The organism is Candidatus Sarcina troglodytae, assembly GCF_015708635.1.
Classification (GTDB): domain Bacteria; phylum Bacillota; class Clostridia; order Clostridiales; family Clostridiaceae; genus Sarcina; species Sarcina ventriculi.
Window position 1 is genome coordinate 2,243,059 of sequence record NZ_CP051754.1, and the last position, 17,605, is coordinate 2,260,663.

Here is a 17,605-nt window from a genome sequence, read left to right on the forward strand (position 1 = left end):
TAAAAAATGTTGATTTAGATAAGTTTAAAAATTAAGTTTTTTATCTTCTCTAAAATCAACATTGTATTAAAAATATGGTTTTATACACTTATAGATAAATTTTTATTTATCAATTTAAAAATTTATCTATCTTTATACTTTTTTAAATTCAACATCAAATCATTATATTTTTCAGTAGAGTCTTTTATATTTTGATAGTCTGATTCCTTGCCATAAATATCTACTTCTTTATTATTTTTAATATCATGATTTAATGTACCAGGCCCGTTTATACATCCTCCAGTACAAATCATTCCTTCTAAAAAATTACATTGAATTCTTTTAAATTTAGCCTGCATAAGCTTAGCATCACATTCTTTTATTCCATTTGCACTTTGTGGATTAAAATAAATATCTTGTCCATATTCGTTAACTACATGCTTTATAGCTTCTAACACTCCACCAGAACGTGCAAACATTCTTCCATAAAGAGAACCATTTTCACTCATACCATCAACACACTTATCTATGCATATATCTTTTGCATCAAGCATTGCTAAAAGTTCCTCAAATGTCATAACGTAATTAACTTCTTCTTTTATCTCTTCTCTTAATATCTCCATTTTCTTTGCTATACATGGACCTATAAATACAATATTAGAATTTTCATCATTTTTCTTTATTAGCCTTGCAATAGCTATCATAGGAGATACAGTATTTGATATATTATCTTTAAGCATTGGGAATTTTTTTTCAATAAATGAAACAAAAGATGGACAACAACTTGATGTTAAAAATGATTCTTCCCCATAGTTTGCAAATTCATTAAACTCATGAAGTGCTACTAAATCAGCCCCTAAAGCTACTTCTAAAACATCATCAAACCCTAATGTTTTAATGGCTGTTATAACTTTATTTATATGATTTCCTTTAAACTGTGAAGCAATTGCTGGTGCAATAATTGCATAAACTTTTTTAGAATTATCCTTTATAAGATTTATTACATCTACTATTGATGATTTGTCCATTATTGCTCCAAAAGGACAATTAATAACGCAAGCTCCACATTGAATACATTTATTATTATCTATCACTGCTTTTTTACTCTCAGTATTATACGATAATGCTTTAGGATAACAAGATTTCATACACGGTCTTCTAACTTCTGCTATAGCATCGTAAGGACATGCTTCTTTACACTTTCCACACTCTTTACACTTAGAATAATCTATTTTAGATTTTTTGCTATCAAAGCTTATTGCCCCAAATCTGCAACTTTCTTGACATTTTTTAGCTAAACATCCTCTACACGCATTTGTAACTATAAATCTATTTATTGAGCATTCATCACAAGCTATATCTATAACTTCAATAACATTATCATTAAGCTTATCCCCTCCTAAAGCCACCTTTATTCGTTCTTGGACAATAGCTCTTTCCTTATAAATACAACATCTAACATTAGGGTTTAAATCATCAACAACTTCTTTTGCTATACTTAAAATATTTTTATCCAATGTGTCATTAAATGCATTTTCAGCTACTCTTTTTAAAACTTCATATTTTAAAATTTGAACAGATGTATCAAATTTTATATGTTTCTTATTAGTATCTTTCTCCATAAATAAAATACCCCCAAAAACTCAACCTAAATATATTTAAATCTAGTAACTTTTAAGCTATATAAATAACTATTATTCTAAACTAAAATATATGATTGAACTTTTAGGGATACTACATAATTATTATAATGATATAATAAAAATTACAATAAAGTTTTCTGTCTAAAAATTAAATTCTCCACTTTTTCCTCCGGTCTTCTTTAAGAGATGAATATCTCCTATAACCATTCTTTTATCTACTGCTTTACACATATCATAAATTGTAAGAGCCGCAACACTTACAGCAGTTAAAGCTTCCATTTCAACACCTGTTTTTTCAAAAACCTTAACTGTAGCTGTTATATTTATTTCTAAATTTTTTTCATCTATATCAAATGTTATACCACTTCCTGTCAACATAAGTGGATGGCACATAGGAATTAAATTAGATGTTTGCTTTGATGCCATTATACCTGCAACTCTTGCAACTCCTAAAACATCTCCCTTGCCTATTTTTCCTACTAAAATTAAATCTAAAGTTTCTTTACTAACCTTTATTTTTCCAACAGCCACTGCAACTCTCTCAGTTTTTTGCTTTTCAGTAACATCTACCATGATAGCATTTCCTTTACTATCAAAATGAGTAAATTCATTAGACATAATCTACACCTTCTTACTTAATCTTAATTCTATTTACCAAATGAACAATGTGGGAAAGTACAAACCTTGCAGTTTAAACAGAATCCACCATGACCAAGTTTTGCTATATCTTCAAAAGTAACTTTTTCATTTGCTAATACTCTTGGTAAAACTAAATCAAATGCAGTTCTTTTATTGTACATTACACATCCTGGAAGCCCTAATATTGGGACATCACCATTATATGCAACTAAAAGCATAGCTCCTGGTAAAACTGGTGAACCATAAGTTACAAGTTCTGCTCCTGTTTCTTTTATAGCAGTCGGAGTCATATCATCTGGGTCAACTGACATTCCTCCTGTACACATTACAAGTTCTGCTCCATCATTTAATGCATCCTTTATAGCCTCTTTTATTTTTTCTTTATCATCTGGTAAAATTACTTGTCTTACAAGTTCACAATTGTATTCTTCAAGTTTTCTCTTTACAGCAGGTCCAAAAGCATCTTGAATTTTACCTGAATAAACCTCACTACCTGTTGTTATCATATAAGCCTTTTTAGGGTGTATTTTTTTAACTTCCATTATTTTAGTTGGTATAAGGTCTTCTGCTCTTTTTATTTTTTCTTCTTCTATAACTAATGGAATTATTCTTGTTCCACCTAATTTTTCACCTTTTTTAACTGGAGTATTATTATGTATTGTTGCAACCATCATTTCCCCTAAAGAGTTAATCTTAAAAAGTTCTTCTTCATTAACCTTTAAAAGTCCATCTTCTTTTGCAAAAAAGTCTATTTTTCCTTCTTTTATTTCTGCTCCAAATTCTATTCCATCACCACAAACTATATCTCTAAGTCTTTCAGCTGCTTCATTTTCATGAAGTATTCCTTCTTTATACTCCCAAACATAAATATGTTCTTTACCACAGCTTAATAATTTTTCTATATCTTCTTCTTGTATTATATGTCCTTTTTGAAAAGCTCTACCCTTAAATTTTCCTGGTATTATTTGTGTTATGTCATGACATAAGACCATTCCTACTGCATCACGTACATTTACTTTTTTCATTTAAATCCACTTCCTCATTTATTTTCTTGCACAATCCTTAGCTGTTTCATTTAATATATCAATTCCATGTTTTAAATCCTCTAAAACAAAATCTAAAGCTTCTTCACAAGCCTTTGGACTTCCTGGAAGATTTACTATTAATGTTTTATTTCTAATTCCAGATATTGCTCTAGATAACATAGCTCTTTTAGTTATTTGTAAACTATACATTCTTATAGCATCTGCTATCCCTTGAGCTTCTCTTTGTATAATTTCTTTAGTAGCCTCTGGAGTTACATCTCTTGGAGAGAAACCTGTTCCACCTGTACTTAAAACTAAATTAAGTTTTAAATCATCACTCATTTTTATAAAAGCTTCTTTAAGCATTTCCTTATCATCTGGAACTAAAATATATTTTTCAACCTTAAAGCCCCTGCTCTCTACATATTTTTTTATAACTTCTGCACTTTTATCCTCTCTTTTTCCTGCATACCCTGAATCACTACTTGTTATAATTCCTACTGTATACATTCTATTTACCTCCTAAATATTTTTTATATTAATAATATTATTAAAACTTTACAAATCTATTTCTTCCACAATATTTGCTAAAGATTTATAATCATTAATATTGACCTCTAAAACTCCATCTAAATTAAGTTCAATATCACTAGCTACTGCAATTAACTTTTCTTTTGGAGTTATAATTTCTGTACTTACTGCACTTCTAAAAACTTCTATTTTTTTATAAGAACTTTTTTTATAACCTTCAACTATTACAAAATCATAATCACTAACTAGATTAATCAATTCATCTAGTGATATTTCCTGCTTAATTTCCTTTATCATCGCCATTTTACTTTTAGAGGATATAACTACAGCCTCAGCACCAGCTTTTCTATGACGCCATGTATCTTTGCCTTCCTTATCAATTTCAAAGTCATGAGCATCATGTTTTATTGTTGCTACACTATGTCCCCTTAATTTAAGTTCTTTTATTAAACCTTCAATTAAAGTTGTTTTACCAACATTAGATTTACAGGCAATTATATTTATAACTTTTGCCATAGTACCCTATTCCTCTTCTTTTTTAATATTTTCATATTCTTCTTTAGTGTTTACATTTATAAATGCTTTATTGTCATTTATTTCTATATATTTTACATTTATAAGTTTTAAAAGATTTCTTATTTTAAAGTCATTATTATCTATCAATTCTTCTATAATATGTACTATTTTTTTATCATACACAGCAACTAAAGGCTCAATTTTCCCATTAACTATAGGAACCAATGCATCTTCATTAAATTCGCAATAAGTTAAAGTGTCTATAACATTTTTATTTATAAATGGCATATCTGCCGCAACAAATAAACATTTATTATAATTACACTTTTTAAGACAAGAATAAATCCCACCCATAGGGCCAATATCCTTTATTTCATCTTCTATCAATGTAACTTGTTTTAAATATTTATAATCTTCTAACTTATTACAAGACACTATTATGTCATCATAATCTTTTAGTGACTCTATTATTAAATCTATAAATTTCCTATCATTTAATTTCAAAAAAGCCTTAGTTTCATATCCCATTCTCGAATTTTTTCCACCAGATAATATAACTGCACTTTTTTTAATACTCATAAAAATTCTCCTATAAAATAACTTCTATTAAATCACCCTTTTTAATAGATGTTTTTGGTTTAACTTCAAGTATTGCATTGCTATTTAACATTGTGTGAACTTGCCCTGGGCTTTGATATGCATGCTCTATGTAAACTCTATTTTCTTGCTTTTGCTCAATTTTCACTCTTAAAAATCTTCTTTTTCCTGAGACCTTTGTAAACTCATCTTCTGCAATAGCTTTTACCTGTTTTAAATTTATCTCATTGCAGTTAATCATCTTGCTAAGAATAGGTCTTACTGTCAATTCAAAAGTTGTTGAAGCTGCAACAGGAGTCCCTGAAAGACCTATGAGTATTTTCCCATCTTTTACAGCACCAAACATAGGTGATCCTGGCTTTATGTTTACTTTCCAAAACAATATTTCATAACCTGCATTTTTAGCGCTTTCTTTAACTAAATCTTTTTCTCCAACAGAAACCCCACCTGTTGTCACTAATATATCACATTTATCAAAAGCTTGTTCCATTGCATTTTGTATACCTTGCGAATCATCTTTAGCTAAATTAAATATTACAGGATCAGCTCCAAGTTCAATAAGTCTAGTATATAAGAAATATCCATTGCTATTGTAAATCTTTCCTGGTTTTAAAGCTGTCCCTGGTGTTTGTATTTCATCCCCTGTTGTTATTATTCCAACTCTTACTTTTTTGTAAACTTTAACTTTATCAAATCCTAATGAAGCTAAAGACATAACTCTTGATGAATCTAAGATTTCACCTTCCTCTAAAATCTTTGTTCCAGCTTTAAAATCCTCTGCCTTATAACAAAAATTATCATATGGTTTAAGGCTCTCAAAAATTTTGACCATATCTCCATCTCTTTCTGTATTCTCTTGTCTTACAACACAATTTGCTCCATCTGGAATAGGTGCACCAGTCATTATTCTTATCGCAGTATTCTTAGTTACTTTTTCCTTAGCAACATAACCTGCATAAACTTTATCTATAACTTTAAATATAGCTGGATTTTCCTTTGATGCATTCTCTAAATCTTCAGCCATAACAGCATATCCATCCAAAGGTGACTTATTAAATGGAGGATTATCAAAAGGTGCATGTATATCTTCTGCTAAAACCCTTTTATGACTATCACATATGTTTATAATTTCTATATCCATTTTTCTTGAATTATCTAATAAATATTTTTGTGCTTCTTCTAAAGATACCATAATATCTTACCTTCTTTCTATTATTTACTTTATAATAAAGCAACTTCATTTTAAAAATTCCCTATGTAAACTATTCTAATGTTATAGCACCCATTGGACATTTATCTACACAATTAGGACTATTCTCCTTTGTGCTTTTGCACATATCACATTTCATAATAATATTTGAATTAACAGTGTTTGTTTTCAATACTCCATAAGGACAAGACATTATACACATATAACAACTCTCACATCTTTCTTTGTCATAAATAATTATACCTGTTTCTTCATCCTTATGCATTGCTCCTGTTTGACATGCGAAAACACATTCTGGTCTTTCGCATTGTTTGCAAAAGATAGGGTTATATTTTCCTTTTGCATCTAATATAATTCTACTTCTTGAATCAACATCAAAATGTGCTACCATACAAGCAGCTGTACAAGTTAAACATCCTACACATTTTTCTCTATGTATTGTTATTTTTCTCATAATAATTATCCCTCTAATTCTAATCTAATCTATTTATTAATACTTTTCAATCTTAATACACAAAAATGCTGATTTTATTGTTACCAATAAAACCAACATTAATTTTTAAGGCATTAAACAGCCCTAACTTATATATCTAAATTCACTTCCATAATTAATCATGTTTCTTTTTGTAATGTACATGAAAAAGTTCATGTGCTACATCATTTCCAGGTTGTCCAACATATACTCTATACATTGTCATTAAAGCTTCATTTTTATGTGATTTTCTATATGGTAAATTTTTATCTTGATTATATAATACTGTCGCTCTAAGTTTTTTATAATTAATTTTTTCTCTCTTTTCTGGTGTTAATATAGGTTGTCCACCACCATTTATACATCCACCAGGACAAGCCATTACTTCTATAAAATGATATTGCTTCTTATCTAATAAACCACTATTATAAAATTTAACGAAATTTTTTGTTCCATTTATTACAGCTATGTTATAATTGTTCCCATTTATTGTTACTGAGGCTTCTTTTATATTATCAAAACCTCTAACTACTTTATAGTCTACCTCTTCAAAAGATTTTCCTTCTGTTAAATCTTTAATTGACCTTAATGCAGCCTCCATTACTCCACCTGTTGCTCCAAATAAAACTCCAGCACCTGTATATTCTCCCATAGCCTTATCAACTATGCTTTCTTTCATATTATATAAATCCATCTTTGATTCTTTTATTAACTTTGCAAGCTCTCTAGTTGTTAAAATGGCATCTATATTTTTTATCCCCCTATTTACCATTTCTTCTCTATCTATTTCAAATTTTTTAGCTGTACATGGCATCACAGTAACTGTAAATACTTCTTCTGGATTTAAATTTTCAATAGTTGGATAATATGTTTTCGTAGCAGCACCAAACATTTGCTGTGGAGATTTTGCACTTGATATATTATTTAATAATTGTGGATAATAATTTTCTACTAATCTTATCCATCCAGGACAACAAGATGTATACATCGGAAATGGTCCATTGTTTTTTATTCTCTCAATAAATTCAGTCCCTTCTTCAACTATAGTCATATCTGCACCATAGTTCAAGTCAAAAACCTTTTTAAAACCAAGACTTCTTAAAGCAGTATATACCTTTTTAGTAACATCAACGCCATAACCCATCTTAAATTCTTCTCCAATAGCAGTTCTAACAGATGGTGCTATTGCAACTATAACATGTTTATTTTTATCATTTAGTGCTTCTTTCACTCTATCTAAATGATTTTTTTCATATAATGCTCCAACTGGACATGTAGCCACACATTGCCCACACAAAATACATTTAGTTTCATCAAAAGAACGATCTAAATTTGTAAATCGTATTGCCTCTGTTCCACTTTTATCTCTACATGTTGACACACATCTTCCGCATTCTATACATTTTGATTTATCATAAACAATAGCAGCACTCCTTGTGTCTGATTCTATATCTTTATATTCTAAATACGCTGTCTTTTTTGCTCGATTATTAATTATAATATCAAATAATTCACATGACCCTTTTCTTACACAAGTTCCACAGTTAAAGTTATGATGATTTAATATGTCTGAAATTCTTTCTCTTACTGCATTTTGAACCTTATTAGTATTTACTTTAATTTTCATTCCATCTTCAACGGGAGTTGAACACGCTCTTACAAGTTCACCCGTTTCAGCCATCTCTACCAAACAAACACCACAGTGCCCCATATTTGCACACTCTTCAAGATAACATAATGTTTGTATATTTATGTGATTTCTCTTTGCAACTTGTAGTATGCTATCGCTATCACAAGCTTCAAATTTATGGTTATTTATAAAAATACTTTTCATAATAATACCTTCCTCTTCAAATAACATTTAATTATTAATTTTTCTAAAATTTTACTAATTTTCTTAATTCACAGATAATAATTATTATATAATTTTTGTTTTCTCATTATTATACACTAATAATACCAAAAATTAAATGTTTGATATCATAAAGCTACTATCATTAATAATTTTTATAATTAACTAACTTATCATCTATAATTAAAATGATTTTTAGTTTATAATATATTTAAATATATAATTTAATTATATTAAATTACACTTATATAAAAAGGAGGATTTATGGAAAAAAATAAGAACAATATTTCTTCTAATGAAACAAATTTTTTTGCTAACTTACCAATAGGTCTTATGGGAGGAGCCCTCGGAATAGTAATCTTAGCTAACGCTTATGCTAGTATAGATTTAAAATCTATTCAATTTGTCTTAATGAATCTTGGAGCATTTCTACTTATTTTAGGCTTTTTAAAGCTTTTAGCCTTTCCTAAAAACATTTTAGCCGAAGTAAAAAGACCTGAGTTATATAGTACATATATAGCTTTTCCTATGACAATTATGACCGTTGGTAAATTTTATTCAAAATATAATCTTCAAATAGGTAAAATCTTATGGTATATAGGTGCTGGTTTAGATATTTTTATAGTTTTAAGCTTTTTGTATATGTATGCAATAAAAAAACCAAAACTTGAAAATATATCACCTAGTTGGTTCCTTTTATTAGTAGGAAGTGTAGTAATACCCGCATCTAACTTTAACACATTTCTAATACCTTATACTAGAATAGTATGGTTGTGTTGTTTGATAGCTTATATAATAATTGTACCTATAATTATATATAGATGTTTAAAATTTTCTCTACCTAAAGCTATTTACCCTTATTATGGCATAACCTCAGCACCAGCTAGCTTACTTACAGTAGGGTATTTGGCAGTTTGTAAAACAAATATACAACTTTTATCATGTATGCTTTTAATTTCAATCACTATGACGTTATTTTCATACATTAAATTACCTAAAGTAGTGTCTGATGGATTTAGACCATCTTTTGCTGGTTATACATTTGGTCTTGCTATATCATGTCTTTGTCAATTTAAAGCAGCTGTTTATTTTGAAAAGATAGATTATACTCAGATTGCACTTATATTAAAATCAATAGGATATATAGAACTTTTAATAGCTTCTATAGCTATATTTGCAATAGTTATTTTATCTATCGTAAATACTATAAAACCTATATCTAATAAGTAGCAATAATTATATTATATAATCTATAAAGTATACATATAAATAAAATTCACTTTAACTACATATTAAAGGAACATAGTCAACACATTGTGCTATGTTCCCTTTATTCTTTAATAAGTAAACTCAAAGTTTTCTTTAATATTAAAGAAATCTGCATAATCTATATTAAACAATGGTTTTTTAACTTTTGATACATCTATTTTTTCCTTTATAAGCTGAGTTAAAATACCAACATAGAATAAGTCACCTTGCACTATAGCACCATAAATTTTCCCATTTTTATGAATTATCTTTTTGTAATTTTTATCATCCTTTTGAATTTCGATTTCAAATCCTTCACCACTAGGTTCTACTTCGCCTAATGACATAGTAGGAATCCCTAAAAAATTCATGGTATTTTTTTTTGCAAAAAAGTCTTCCATAAATAATTCATTTCCTGTCATATTGTTAGCTGCAATTATTCCTTCTTTAACAGCTGTTGGCCATATAGGATTTCTTCCCGTTACATCTCCTGCTCCATATACATCTCTAGTGTTAGTTTCACCCTTTTCATTTATTATAAGTCCAAATCTATCTGTTTCAATTCCACCATTTTTTAAGAATGATACATTAGATCTAACCCCAGTAGCCACTACCACAAGCTCACATGCAACTTCTTCTCCTGTATTTAAAACTAAAGCTTTTGGGTTATTATTTTCATCAACTAAAAGCTTTTGAGCACTCACTCCTAATTTTAAATTTACTCCATGTTCTCTAAATTTTTGTTTATAAACATCTGATGCATACTCATCCAATTGAAGTGGTAATATTTTATTCCCCATTTCAACTAAACTTATATCAATTCCTTGATCTATTAATCCTGATACAGCATCAATTCCAACTAATCCTGCTCCTAAAACAACTGCGCTTTTTATAGTTTTAGCAAGTTCTTTTATCTTTTCTGCATCATCTAAATTTCTAAGACCAATTACATTATTAGCAGTTCTTAAATTTTCCACTGGAGGTATAAATGATGATGCTCCACTACAAATTAAAAGTTTATCGTAATTTAAAACTTCTCCATTTGATAAACTTACTGTATGTTCTTTTGAATCAACATCTAAAACTTCTAATCCCTTAAGCCATTTTATATTATTATTCTTAAAGAAATCTTTTGTTGTAAAATCTAGTTTTTCAACTGTTCTATGCCCACTTATATAGTGATGCAATATACATCTTGAATAAACATGTGTGTCTTTTGAAACCAGCACTATCTCAGCATCTTTATCTATTTCTCTTAAAGTTTTAGCACCACTTATTCCAGCAGCAGACGCACCTATTACTATATATCTTTTCATTAATTTTCTACCTCCTCTAATGTGATTGCACCCATTGGACATTTAGCAACACATTGAGGTGTTCCTTCTTTAGTAGAAACGCACATATCACATTTTAATATTTCTTTATGAAGCTTGGAGTCTTCTTTTAAAACTCCATAAGGACAAGCCATTATGCACATATAACAACTAGCACATCTCTCTTTATCATAAAGAATATAACCCGTCTTATCATCCTTGTGCATAGCACCAGACATACAAGTATAAACACATTCAGGTTTAGTACAATGCCTACAAAATATAGGAGTATATTTTCCTTTGCTCGTTATAGCTATTCTACTTCTTGACTCTTCACCACCGTGAGACACTATACAAGCTGTGGTACATGTTAAACAACCTACACATTTTTTTCTATCTATCTTTATTCTTTTCATCAATTTGCACCGCCTAATTTAGTTTCTCAATTTTTACAGTTACAGTTTTGTATGAAGGTTCTTTTGAATATGGATCATATATTGATGGTGTTAAAGCATTAGTTTCTATATAATGTATTGGAGCGTATAACTCATACTCTTTAACATTATCTGTTATAATAGCATTAAACTCACTTGATTTACCATATTGATTTGTAATTAAAATTCTTTCCCCATCTTTTATATTAAGCTTTTTAGCCAATTTAGTATTTATTTCAACATAAGATTGTTTTGAGTAAATAGCTGTTGATACATCAAACTCTCTAGTTCTTGTTTGAGTATGCCATTGACCAACAGTTCCTCTACCACTATTGAAAATGTATGGGAACTCTCTGCTTGGTTCATTTTCATTATTTCTTACATCTTCAAAAACAAACTTAGCCTTTCCATTTTTAGTGAAGTATTTACCATCTTCAAAAAGTCTTCTCTCATCTTCAACTAATTTTTGACCTTTTTTAAATGGCCATTGAATTCCTTTTGAAGATTCTAACATTTCAAAATCGACACCTGTTATATCACAAGGCATTCCTTCTGTACATTGCTTAAGCATCTCAAATACTTGTCTTGGAGTTCTCCAATTATCAAGTTGACTTCCCATTCCTAATGCTTCACCAATTCCTAAAAGAATTTCAAAATCACTCAATTCATTTTCTTCTCTCTTTAATATTTGTTTAACAGCAGACATTCTTCTTTCTGTGTTTATTATGAATCCTTCTTTTTTAATAGCTGGAACTGCTGGTAATAACAAATCACAAATTTGCGCAGTATCTGTATCACTGTATATATCTTGAACAACTAAAAAATCTACAGCTTCAGCTGCCTTTTTGAATTGTTCATTATTTGACCATGAATGTCTAGGGTTTGTGCAAAGTATCCAAAGAACTTTGATATCACCTGATATACATTTTTCAACTATCTCATTGTATGGTATTGTTGGTTTTTTAGGAAGCATGGACTGATTCATTCCCATAATTTTCGCAATTCTTTCTCTTTGAGCCATATCAGCATAATCTGCTCCACCATAAAGACCTGTTTGATTACTAAATGCTCTAGAACCCATTGCATTACATTGTCCTGTTAAAGAATTAGCACCTGTTCCTGGTCTTCCTATGTTTCCTGTCATAAGAGCTAAATTTATAATTGCTTGGGCTGTCCTAACCCCTTCATAAGATTGGTTAACGCCCATTGTCCACCAAAAAGACACTCTTTTTCCTTCATGAATTGTGTTCGCTAAATCTAAAACTTTTAATTTAGAAATCCCTGTTTTTTCTTCAACATCATCTAAATTGTATTTTTGAACATGCTTCTTAAATTCATCAAAATTTTCGGTATATTTATCTATATATTCTTTATTTATCCAATCCTTTTCAATAAGAACATTTGCTAAAGTATATAATAAAGTTAAATCACCTTTCGATTTTATGTTTAACCATTCATCTGCATTTTGAGCTGTTTCTGTTTTCCTTGGATCTATTACTATCTTTTTAGCAGTTTTATTTTCTTTTACTCTTCCCCAAAAAATAGGATGAGCAATAACTGGATTTGCACCTATTATTATTATTGTATCTGAAAGTTCTGCATCATTTAAAGTATATGGAGGTGAGTCAAAACCAAAAGCCTGTTTATGAGCAACTACTGCTGTTGACATACAAAGTCTTGTATTTCCATCCCCATTGGCTTGCAAATAATCTCTCACTATATGAGCTAGAAGCGCCATTTCCTCTGTCATTAATTGACCAGTACTTATAAAGGCCACACTTTCTTTTCCGTACTTTTCTTGTGATTCCTTTATCTTATCCGCAAAAGTTTTAAAAGCCCCATCCCATTGTATTTCTTTCATCTCACCATTTTTATCTCTTAACAATGGTAAACTAGGTCTCTTATACTTTGTGTTTTGTTTATCTAAGTTTAAACCTTTTATGCAAGAAAACCCTTTATTAACCGGATAATGTTCAGTTGGCATTACCTTAACTATTTTATTGTCTTCAACGTAAAAGGTCATATTACAAGCAAGACCACAAAAGTTACAAGTTGTTTGCTTTATCTCCATAAAAATCACTCCACTTCTTGAATCATTGTTAAATTTTTGACATTTTTATACCATTTTATCATATTTTTTTAATTTATACCATGATGATAATCACATTTTTATATTTTAAATTGACATATTATTTAATTTAAGATTTTGTAAATTTTTTTCTTGTTAACGTATTTTCTTTTTTTTAAAAATATGATATTTTATTATCATATGCTTTTGTTTAATACTTTTCTTAATATTTTAAACTATTAAGCAAAAAATATTACATAAACTTCATATTGTAAATATTTTTTTATATTTTTTATCATCCAAGTTTTATTTTCATAAAATTTGTTAAAGTTTAAACAATTTTTTCAAAATAATATTTTTATTTTTGATTGGAGGAAAATGTATGGAAAATCTCAAACTAAAAGGTAACCCTGCTAGAGGTTTAATTGGGCCAACTTTAGGTTTTTTCATAGGTTGTACAGTTGTATCTCTTTTTGGACCTACTGCCACTATTTTCAAAGAGATATTTATTCATTTAAACCCTATGTTAATTTCTCTACTTGTTGCAGCACCTTCATTATCTGGTTCTTTACTTAGAATCCCTTTCTCAGCTTGGGTTGATACAACAGGTGGTAAAAAACCATTATTGGTACTCTTAATACTTTATATATTAGGAATGCTTGGATTATACGTACTTATAACTTTCTTTAGACAAGACCTATCAAACAACTATTTACTTGTGTTAATTTTCTCACTAGTTGCTGGTTGTGGACTTGCGACATTCTCTGTAGGAATATCTCAAACATCATATTGGTTTCCAAAAAGTAAGCAAGGTATTGCCCTTGGAATATATGGTGGTATAGGTAATTTAGGACCTGGGATACTTACTGTAGTAGTTCCATTTTTATTAGCTTCTTTAAGCTTATCTGGTACATATTTAGCTTGGTTAATATTTGTAATTATTGGAACTGTTCTTTATTTTTTAATTGCTGAAAATGCTTGGTATTTCCAACTTCTAAAAAAAGGTTTTAAAAAAGAAGATGCCATTAGTTACGCAGAAAAACATTACGGACAAGAACTATTCCCTAGAGTTAAAGTAACTCAAAGTTTAGCTATTTCAGGTAAATCATGGAAAACATGGGCTCTTACTATGATATATTTCACAACATTTGGTGGATTCTTAGCCTTAACTGCATGGTTCCCAGAATATTTTGAAACATTTTTCCATATTGATTTAACAACAGCAGCTATATTTACTGCTATATTTTCAATTTTAGCATCATTAATTAGAGTCTATGGTGGTAAATTATCAGATAAATTTTCTGGAGAAAAGATATGTTTATTATCATTAATAGTAACACTTATAGGTTCTATAATAATGACATTTGCTTTTTCTCTTCCTTTAGCATTAGTTGGAATAATTATTTTAGCTATCGGAATGGGTATAGCAAATGCTGCTGTATTTAAAATGGTTCCAAATGCAGTTCCAGAAGCAATGGGTGGTGCCTCTGGATGGGTAGGTGGACTTGGTGGACTTGGTGGTTTCTTTGTACCACTTGCACTTACACTATTCATTTCAGGTGGTAACCTTAGCGGATATGCAACTGGATTTGTTATATTTATAATTTTAACTTTAATTTCTTTACTTATGATGTATCTTTTAAGACCAAAGAAGAAATTAAATGCATAAAAAAGGGCTTAGCCCTTTTTTTATTTGCTTCTTAATTTTAGCCTTTCTAAATTTCTTTTAAAAAATATTGCTTTGGAGTTATTCCATAATACTTTTTAAATAATTTTATAAAATGAGATATATTATCATATCCTAAAGCCATAGAAACCTCTGTAACATTTTTAAACTTTAACATATTCTTAGCTTCATTTAATTTTAATCTTCTTAAATATATATTAGGACTTATACCAACTTCATTCTTAAACTTTGATGAAAAATTAGATACTGACATATTAAGTTTTTGTGCTATATCTGTTATAGTTACTTTCTCAAATATACTATCCCGCATCATTTTTATTGCTCTATTTATTGGATTATTAAAACTAAAATCTAATATAAAATTTATCTCCTTCATATGTAACATATCATAAATTAATTGTTGTGAGTATAAATCCAATAAAAAACTCTTATCTTCACAATCACTAAGAGAAATATCTAAAATTTTTTTTAGACTGCTATTGAATCTAATATCTCTCCTTCTTAATAATAAACCGTTAAATTTATTATAAGAATTAATATCTAAATTCAATTTAATTTTACTTTTAACTTCCTCTATAAGTCTGTCACTTATTTCTATAACCAAAGCTTTAGTTGGCTCTAATATCTCTATTTCCACTTCCGAATATGGTATAAGCAACATTATTTGATTTTTATCATACTTATATCTTTTTTTCCCTATTTTTATATTTTTTTCTCCTGATAATACAATACATAATCTAATATATTCATATGTTTTATATTTTTCTTTATAGTTTTCTTCAAAATCATAGTAAAAAATTCTTAAAAAATCTGTCTTTAACTCATTGCTCAACTTCAATTCTTCATTAAAAATGTTCATAGCTCTATCCCCAATCATTATTTTTTATAAATATAAAAAAATCGACTATTTTAAACAAAAATGCGATAGAAAATCTTACTTATATAAATTATTATTACTTATATAGATATTGTTTGCAAACATTAATTAAATTTTTAACTAAGTTAGTTAATTTACATCAATTTATTGAATATTTATAATCTTATCAATAAATTTCTAACAAGGATAATTAATTAAATTTAAAATAAAACACAATATATAATAAAACAAATATTAATCTTTTAATGACAGGAGGTGGACTGTTACAGTTTATAAACTTACATAATACATAATAAGTTTTATAAATTTTGTTAACAGAATAATATGGGATATAAATTTTACATGCCTTTAATGAGTTTACTAGGAGAAAATTGTTTAGAAGACGCTGGTCAAGAAATCAAAAAATTAGGTTTTAAAAAGGCTTTAATCGTTACAGATAAAGTTTTAAGAGAAATAGGAACCGCTACACAAGTTACTAATATTTTAGATTCTGTAAATGTTTCTTATGCGTTTTATGACGAAGTTCAACCAAATCCAACTGTAAAAAATGTTAATGATGGTTTAGCAATATTAAAAGATAATAACTGTGATTTTGTTATATCTTTAGGTGGAGGTTCTTCCCACGATTGTGCTAAAGGTATTGCATTAGTTGCAACTAATGGAGGAAAAATCCAAGATTATGAAGGTGCTGATAAAGCTAAAAAACCTCAATTACCTTTAATAAGCATAAATACAACTGCTGGTACTGGTAGTGAAATGACTTTATTCGCTATAATAACAGATACAGATAGACACGTTAAAATGTCTATAGTTGATAAACACTTAACTCCAATTATAGCAGTTAACGATCCTAAATTAATGGTAGGAATGCCAAAAGGATTAACAGCAGCAACTGGAATGGATGCTTTAACTCATTCAATAGAAGCTTATGTTTCTACAATAGCTAACCCAATAACAGATGCTTGTGCTGAAAAATCTATTAAATTAGTTAGCGATTATTTATTAAGAGCAGTTGAAAACGGAAAAGATTTAGAAGCTAGAGATATGATGGCTTATGCTGAATATTTAGGAGGAATGGCATTTAATAATGCATCTCTTGGATATGTTCATGCAATGGCTCACCAATTAGGTGGATTCTATAACTTACCTCACGGAGTATGTAATGCAGTATTACTTCCACATGTTCAATCATACAATGCTAAAAACCCAATGGCTGCTAAAAAGCTTGCTAAAGCTGCTGTATTAATGGGTGGAAATGTTGAAGGATTAACAACTGAAGATGCTGCTAATCTTTGTGTTGAACTTATAAAGAAATTATCTAAAGCTGTTGGAATTCCATCAGGATTAAAAGAAATAGGTGTTAAAGAAGAAGATTTTGACACTCTAGCTACTAACGCTTTAAAAGATGTATGTTCTCTTACAAATCCAGTACAAGGAAGTAAGGAAGACGTTATAAGAATATTTGCTTCTGCAATGTAATTTTAAAATGCATTTAATTTTCTTATAAATAAAAA

16 protein-coding genes are annotated in these 17,605 nt (G+C 28.8%); 3 read left to right on the plus strand and 13 right to left on the minus strand.

The features are described 5' to 3' along the window. Positions 1-122 precede the first annotated feature (122 nt). The 9 genes from HH195_RS10440 to HH195_RS10480 all read right to left on the minus strand — a co-directional run bounded on the left by HH195_RS10440 (position 123) and on the right by HH195_RS10480 (position 8,446). Entirely contained in the window at positions 123-1,601 is a 1,479-nt protein-coding gene (locus HH195_RS10440; protein ID WP_196371034.1) for a 4Fe-4S dicluster domain-containing protein, read from the minus strand. A gap of 162 nt (positions 1,602-1,763) precedes the next feature. Next, the gene (gene moaC / locus HH195_RS10445) at positions 1,764-2,240 is read right to left on the minus strand and encodes a cyclic pyranopterin monophosphate synthase MoaC (protein WP_196371035.1); all 477 of its coding nucleotides are present in this window, start codon (positions 2,238-2,240) and stop codon (positions 1,764-1,766) included. Positions 2,241-2,269: 29 nt separating this feature from the next. Then, positions 2,270-3,286, minus strand: coding sequence for a molybdopterin-binding protein (locus tag HH195_RS10450; RefSeq protein WP_055258818.1), 1,017 nt, complete (start codon positions 3,284-3,286; stop codon positions 2,270-2,272). 18 nt (positions 3,287-3,304) lie between these two features. Then, positions 3,305-3,796 (minus strand): MogA/MoaB family molybdenum cofactor biosynthesis protein, encoded by a 492-nt coding sequence (locus tag HH195_RS10455; RefSeq protein ID WP_196371036.1) that lies wholly within the window; start codon positions 3,794-3,796, stop codon positions 3,305-3,307. Between the two features lie 48 nt (positions 3,797-3,844). Then, complete coding sequence (gene mobB / locus HH195_RS10460) at positions 3,845-4,333, minus strand: molybdopterin-guanine dinucleotide biosynthesis protein B (protein ID WP_055258822.1); 489 nt, start codon at positions 4,331-4,333, stop codon at positions 3,845-3,847. 6 nt (positions 4,334-4,339) lie between these two features. Then, complete coding sequence (locus tag HH195_RS10465; protein WP_055258824.1) at positions 4,340-4,912, minus strand: molybdenum cofactor guanylyltransferase; 573 nt, start codon at positions 4,910-4,912, stop codon at positions 4,340-4,342. A gap of 10 nt (positions 4,913-4,922) precedes the next feature. Next, positions 4,923-6,122 carry a molybdopterin molybdotransferase MoeA gene (locus HH195_RS10470; protein WP_196371037.1) on the minus strand — a complete coding sequence of 400 codons (1,200 nt, stop codon included), beginning with the start codon at positions 6,120-6,122 and terminating at the stop codon, positions 4,923-4,925. Between the two features lie 70 nt (positions 6,123-6,192). Further along, positions 6,193-6,594, minus strand: coding sequence for a 4Fe-4S dicluster domain-containing protein (locus HH195_RS10475; protein ID WP_196371038.1), 402 nt, complete (start codon positions 6,592-6,594; stop codon positions 6,193-6,195). Between the two features lie 154 nt (positions 6,595-6,748). After that, positions 6,749-8,446 (minus strand): ferredoxin hydrogenase, encoded by a 1,698-nt coding sequence (locus HH195_RS10480; protein WP_196371039.1) that lies wholly within the window; start codon positions 8,444-8,446, stop codon positions 6,749-6,751. A gap of 282 nt (positions 8,447-8,728) precedes the next feature. On the opposite strand from HH195_RS10480, the gene HH195_RS10485 reads away from it, so the two are divergent. Then, a complete protein-coding gene (locus HH195_RS10485) occupies positions 8,729-9,694 on the plus strand; it encodes an SLAC1 family transporter (protein ID WP_196371040.1) in 966 nt (321 codons plus the stop codon). 107 nt (positions 9,695-9,801) lie between these two features. On the opposite strand, the gene HH195_RS10490 is transcribed toward HH195_RS10485, so the two are convergent. The 3 genes from HH195_RS10490 to HH195_RS10500 are packed head-to-tail and all read right to left on the minus strand — an operon-like array spanning position 9,802 to position 13,530. Next, complete coding sequence (locus HH195_RS10490) at positions 9,802-11,028, minus strand: NAD(P)/FAD-dependent oxidoreductase (RefSeq protein ID WP_196371041.1); 1,227 nt, start codon at positions 11,026-11,028, stop codon at positions 9,802-9,804. Beyond that, entirely contained in the window at positions 11,028-11,441 is a 414-nt protein-coding gene (locus HH195_RS10495; RefSeq protein ID WP_196371042.1) for a 4Fe-4S dicluster domain-containing protein, read from the minus strand. The genes HH195_RS10490 and HH195_RS10495 overlap by 1 nt, the downstream gene beginning before the upstream one ends. Positions 11,442-11,454: 13 nt before the next feature. Next, positions 11,455-13,530, minus strand: coding sequence for a molybdopterin oxidoreductase family protein (locus HH195_RS10500; protein ID WP_196371043.1), 2,076 nt, complete (start codon positions 13,528-13,530; stop codon positions 11,455-11,457). A 379-nt stretch (positions 13,531-13,909) separates the two neighbouring features. Between HH195_RS10500 and HH195_RS10505 the strand changes: the two genes are divergently transcribed. Beyond that, entirely contained in the window at positions 13,910-15,196 is a 1,287-nt protein-coding gene (locus HH195_RS10505; RefSeq protein ID WP_196371044.1) for an MFS transporter, read from the plus strand. Between the two features lie 46 nt (positions 15,197-15,242). Here the strand turns inward: HH195_RS10505 and HH195_RS10510 are convergent, their stop codons facing one another. Beyond that, positions 15,243-16,073: an AraC family transcriptional regulator gene (locus tag HH195_RS10510; protein ID WP_196371045.1), complete on the minus strand. Its 831-nt coding sequence runs from the start codon at positions 16,071-16,073 to the stop codon at positions 15,243-15,245. 342 nt (positions 16,074-16,415) lie between these two features. Here HH195_RS10510 and HH195_RS10515 point away from each other — a divergent pair, with 342 nt between their 5' ends. Next, positions 16,416-17,570 (plus strand): iron-containing alcohol dehydrogenase, encoded by a 1,155-nt coding sequence (locus tag HH195_RS10515; protein WP_196371046.1) that lies wholly within the window; start codon positions 16,416-16,418, stop codon positions 17,568-17,570. Positions 17,571-17,605: the final 35 nt, after the last annotated feature.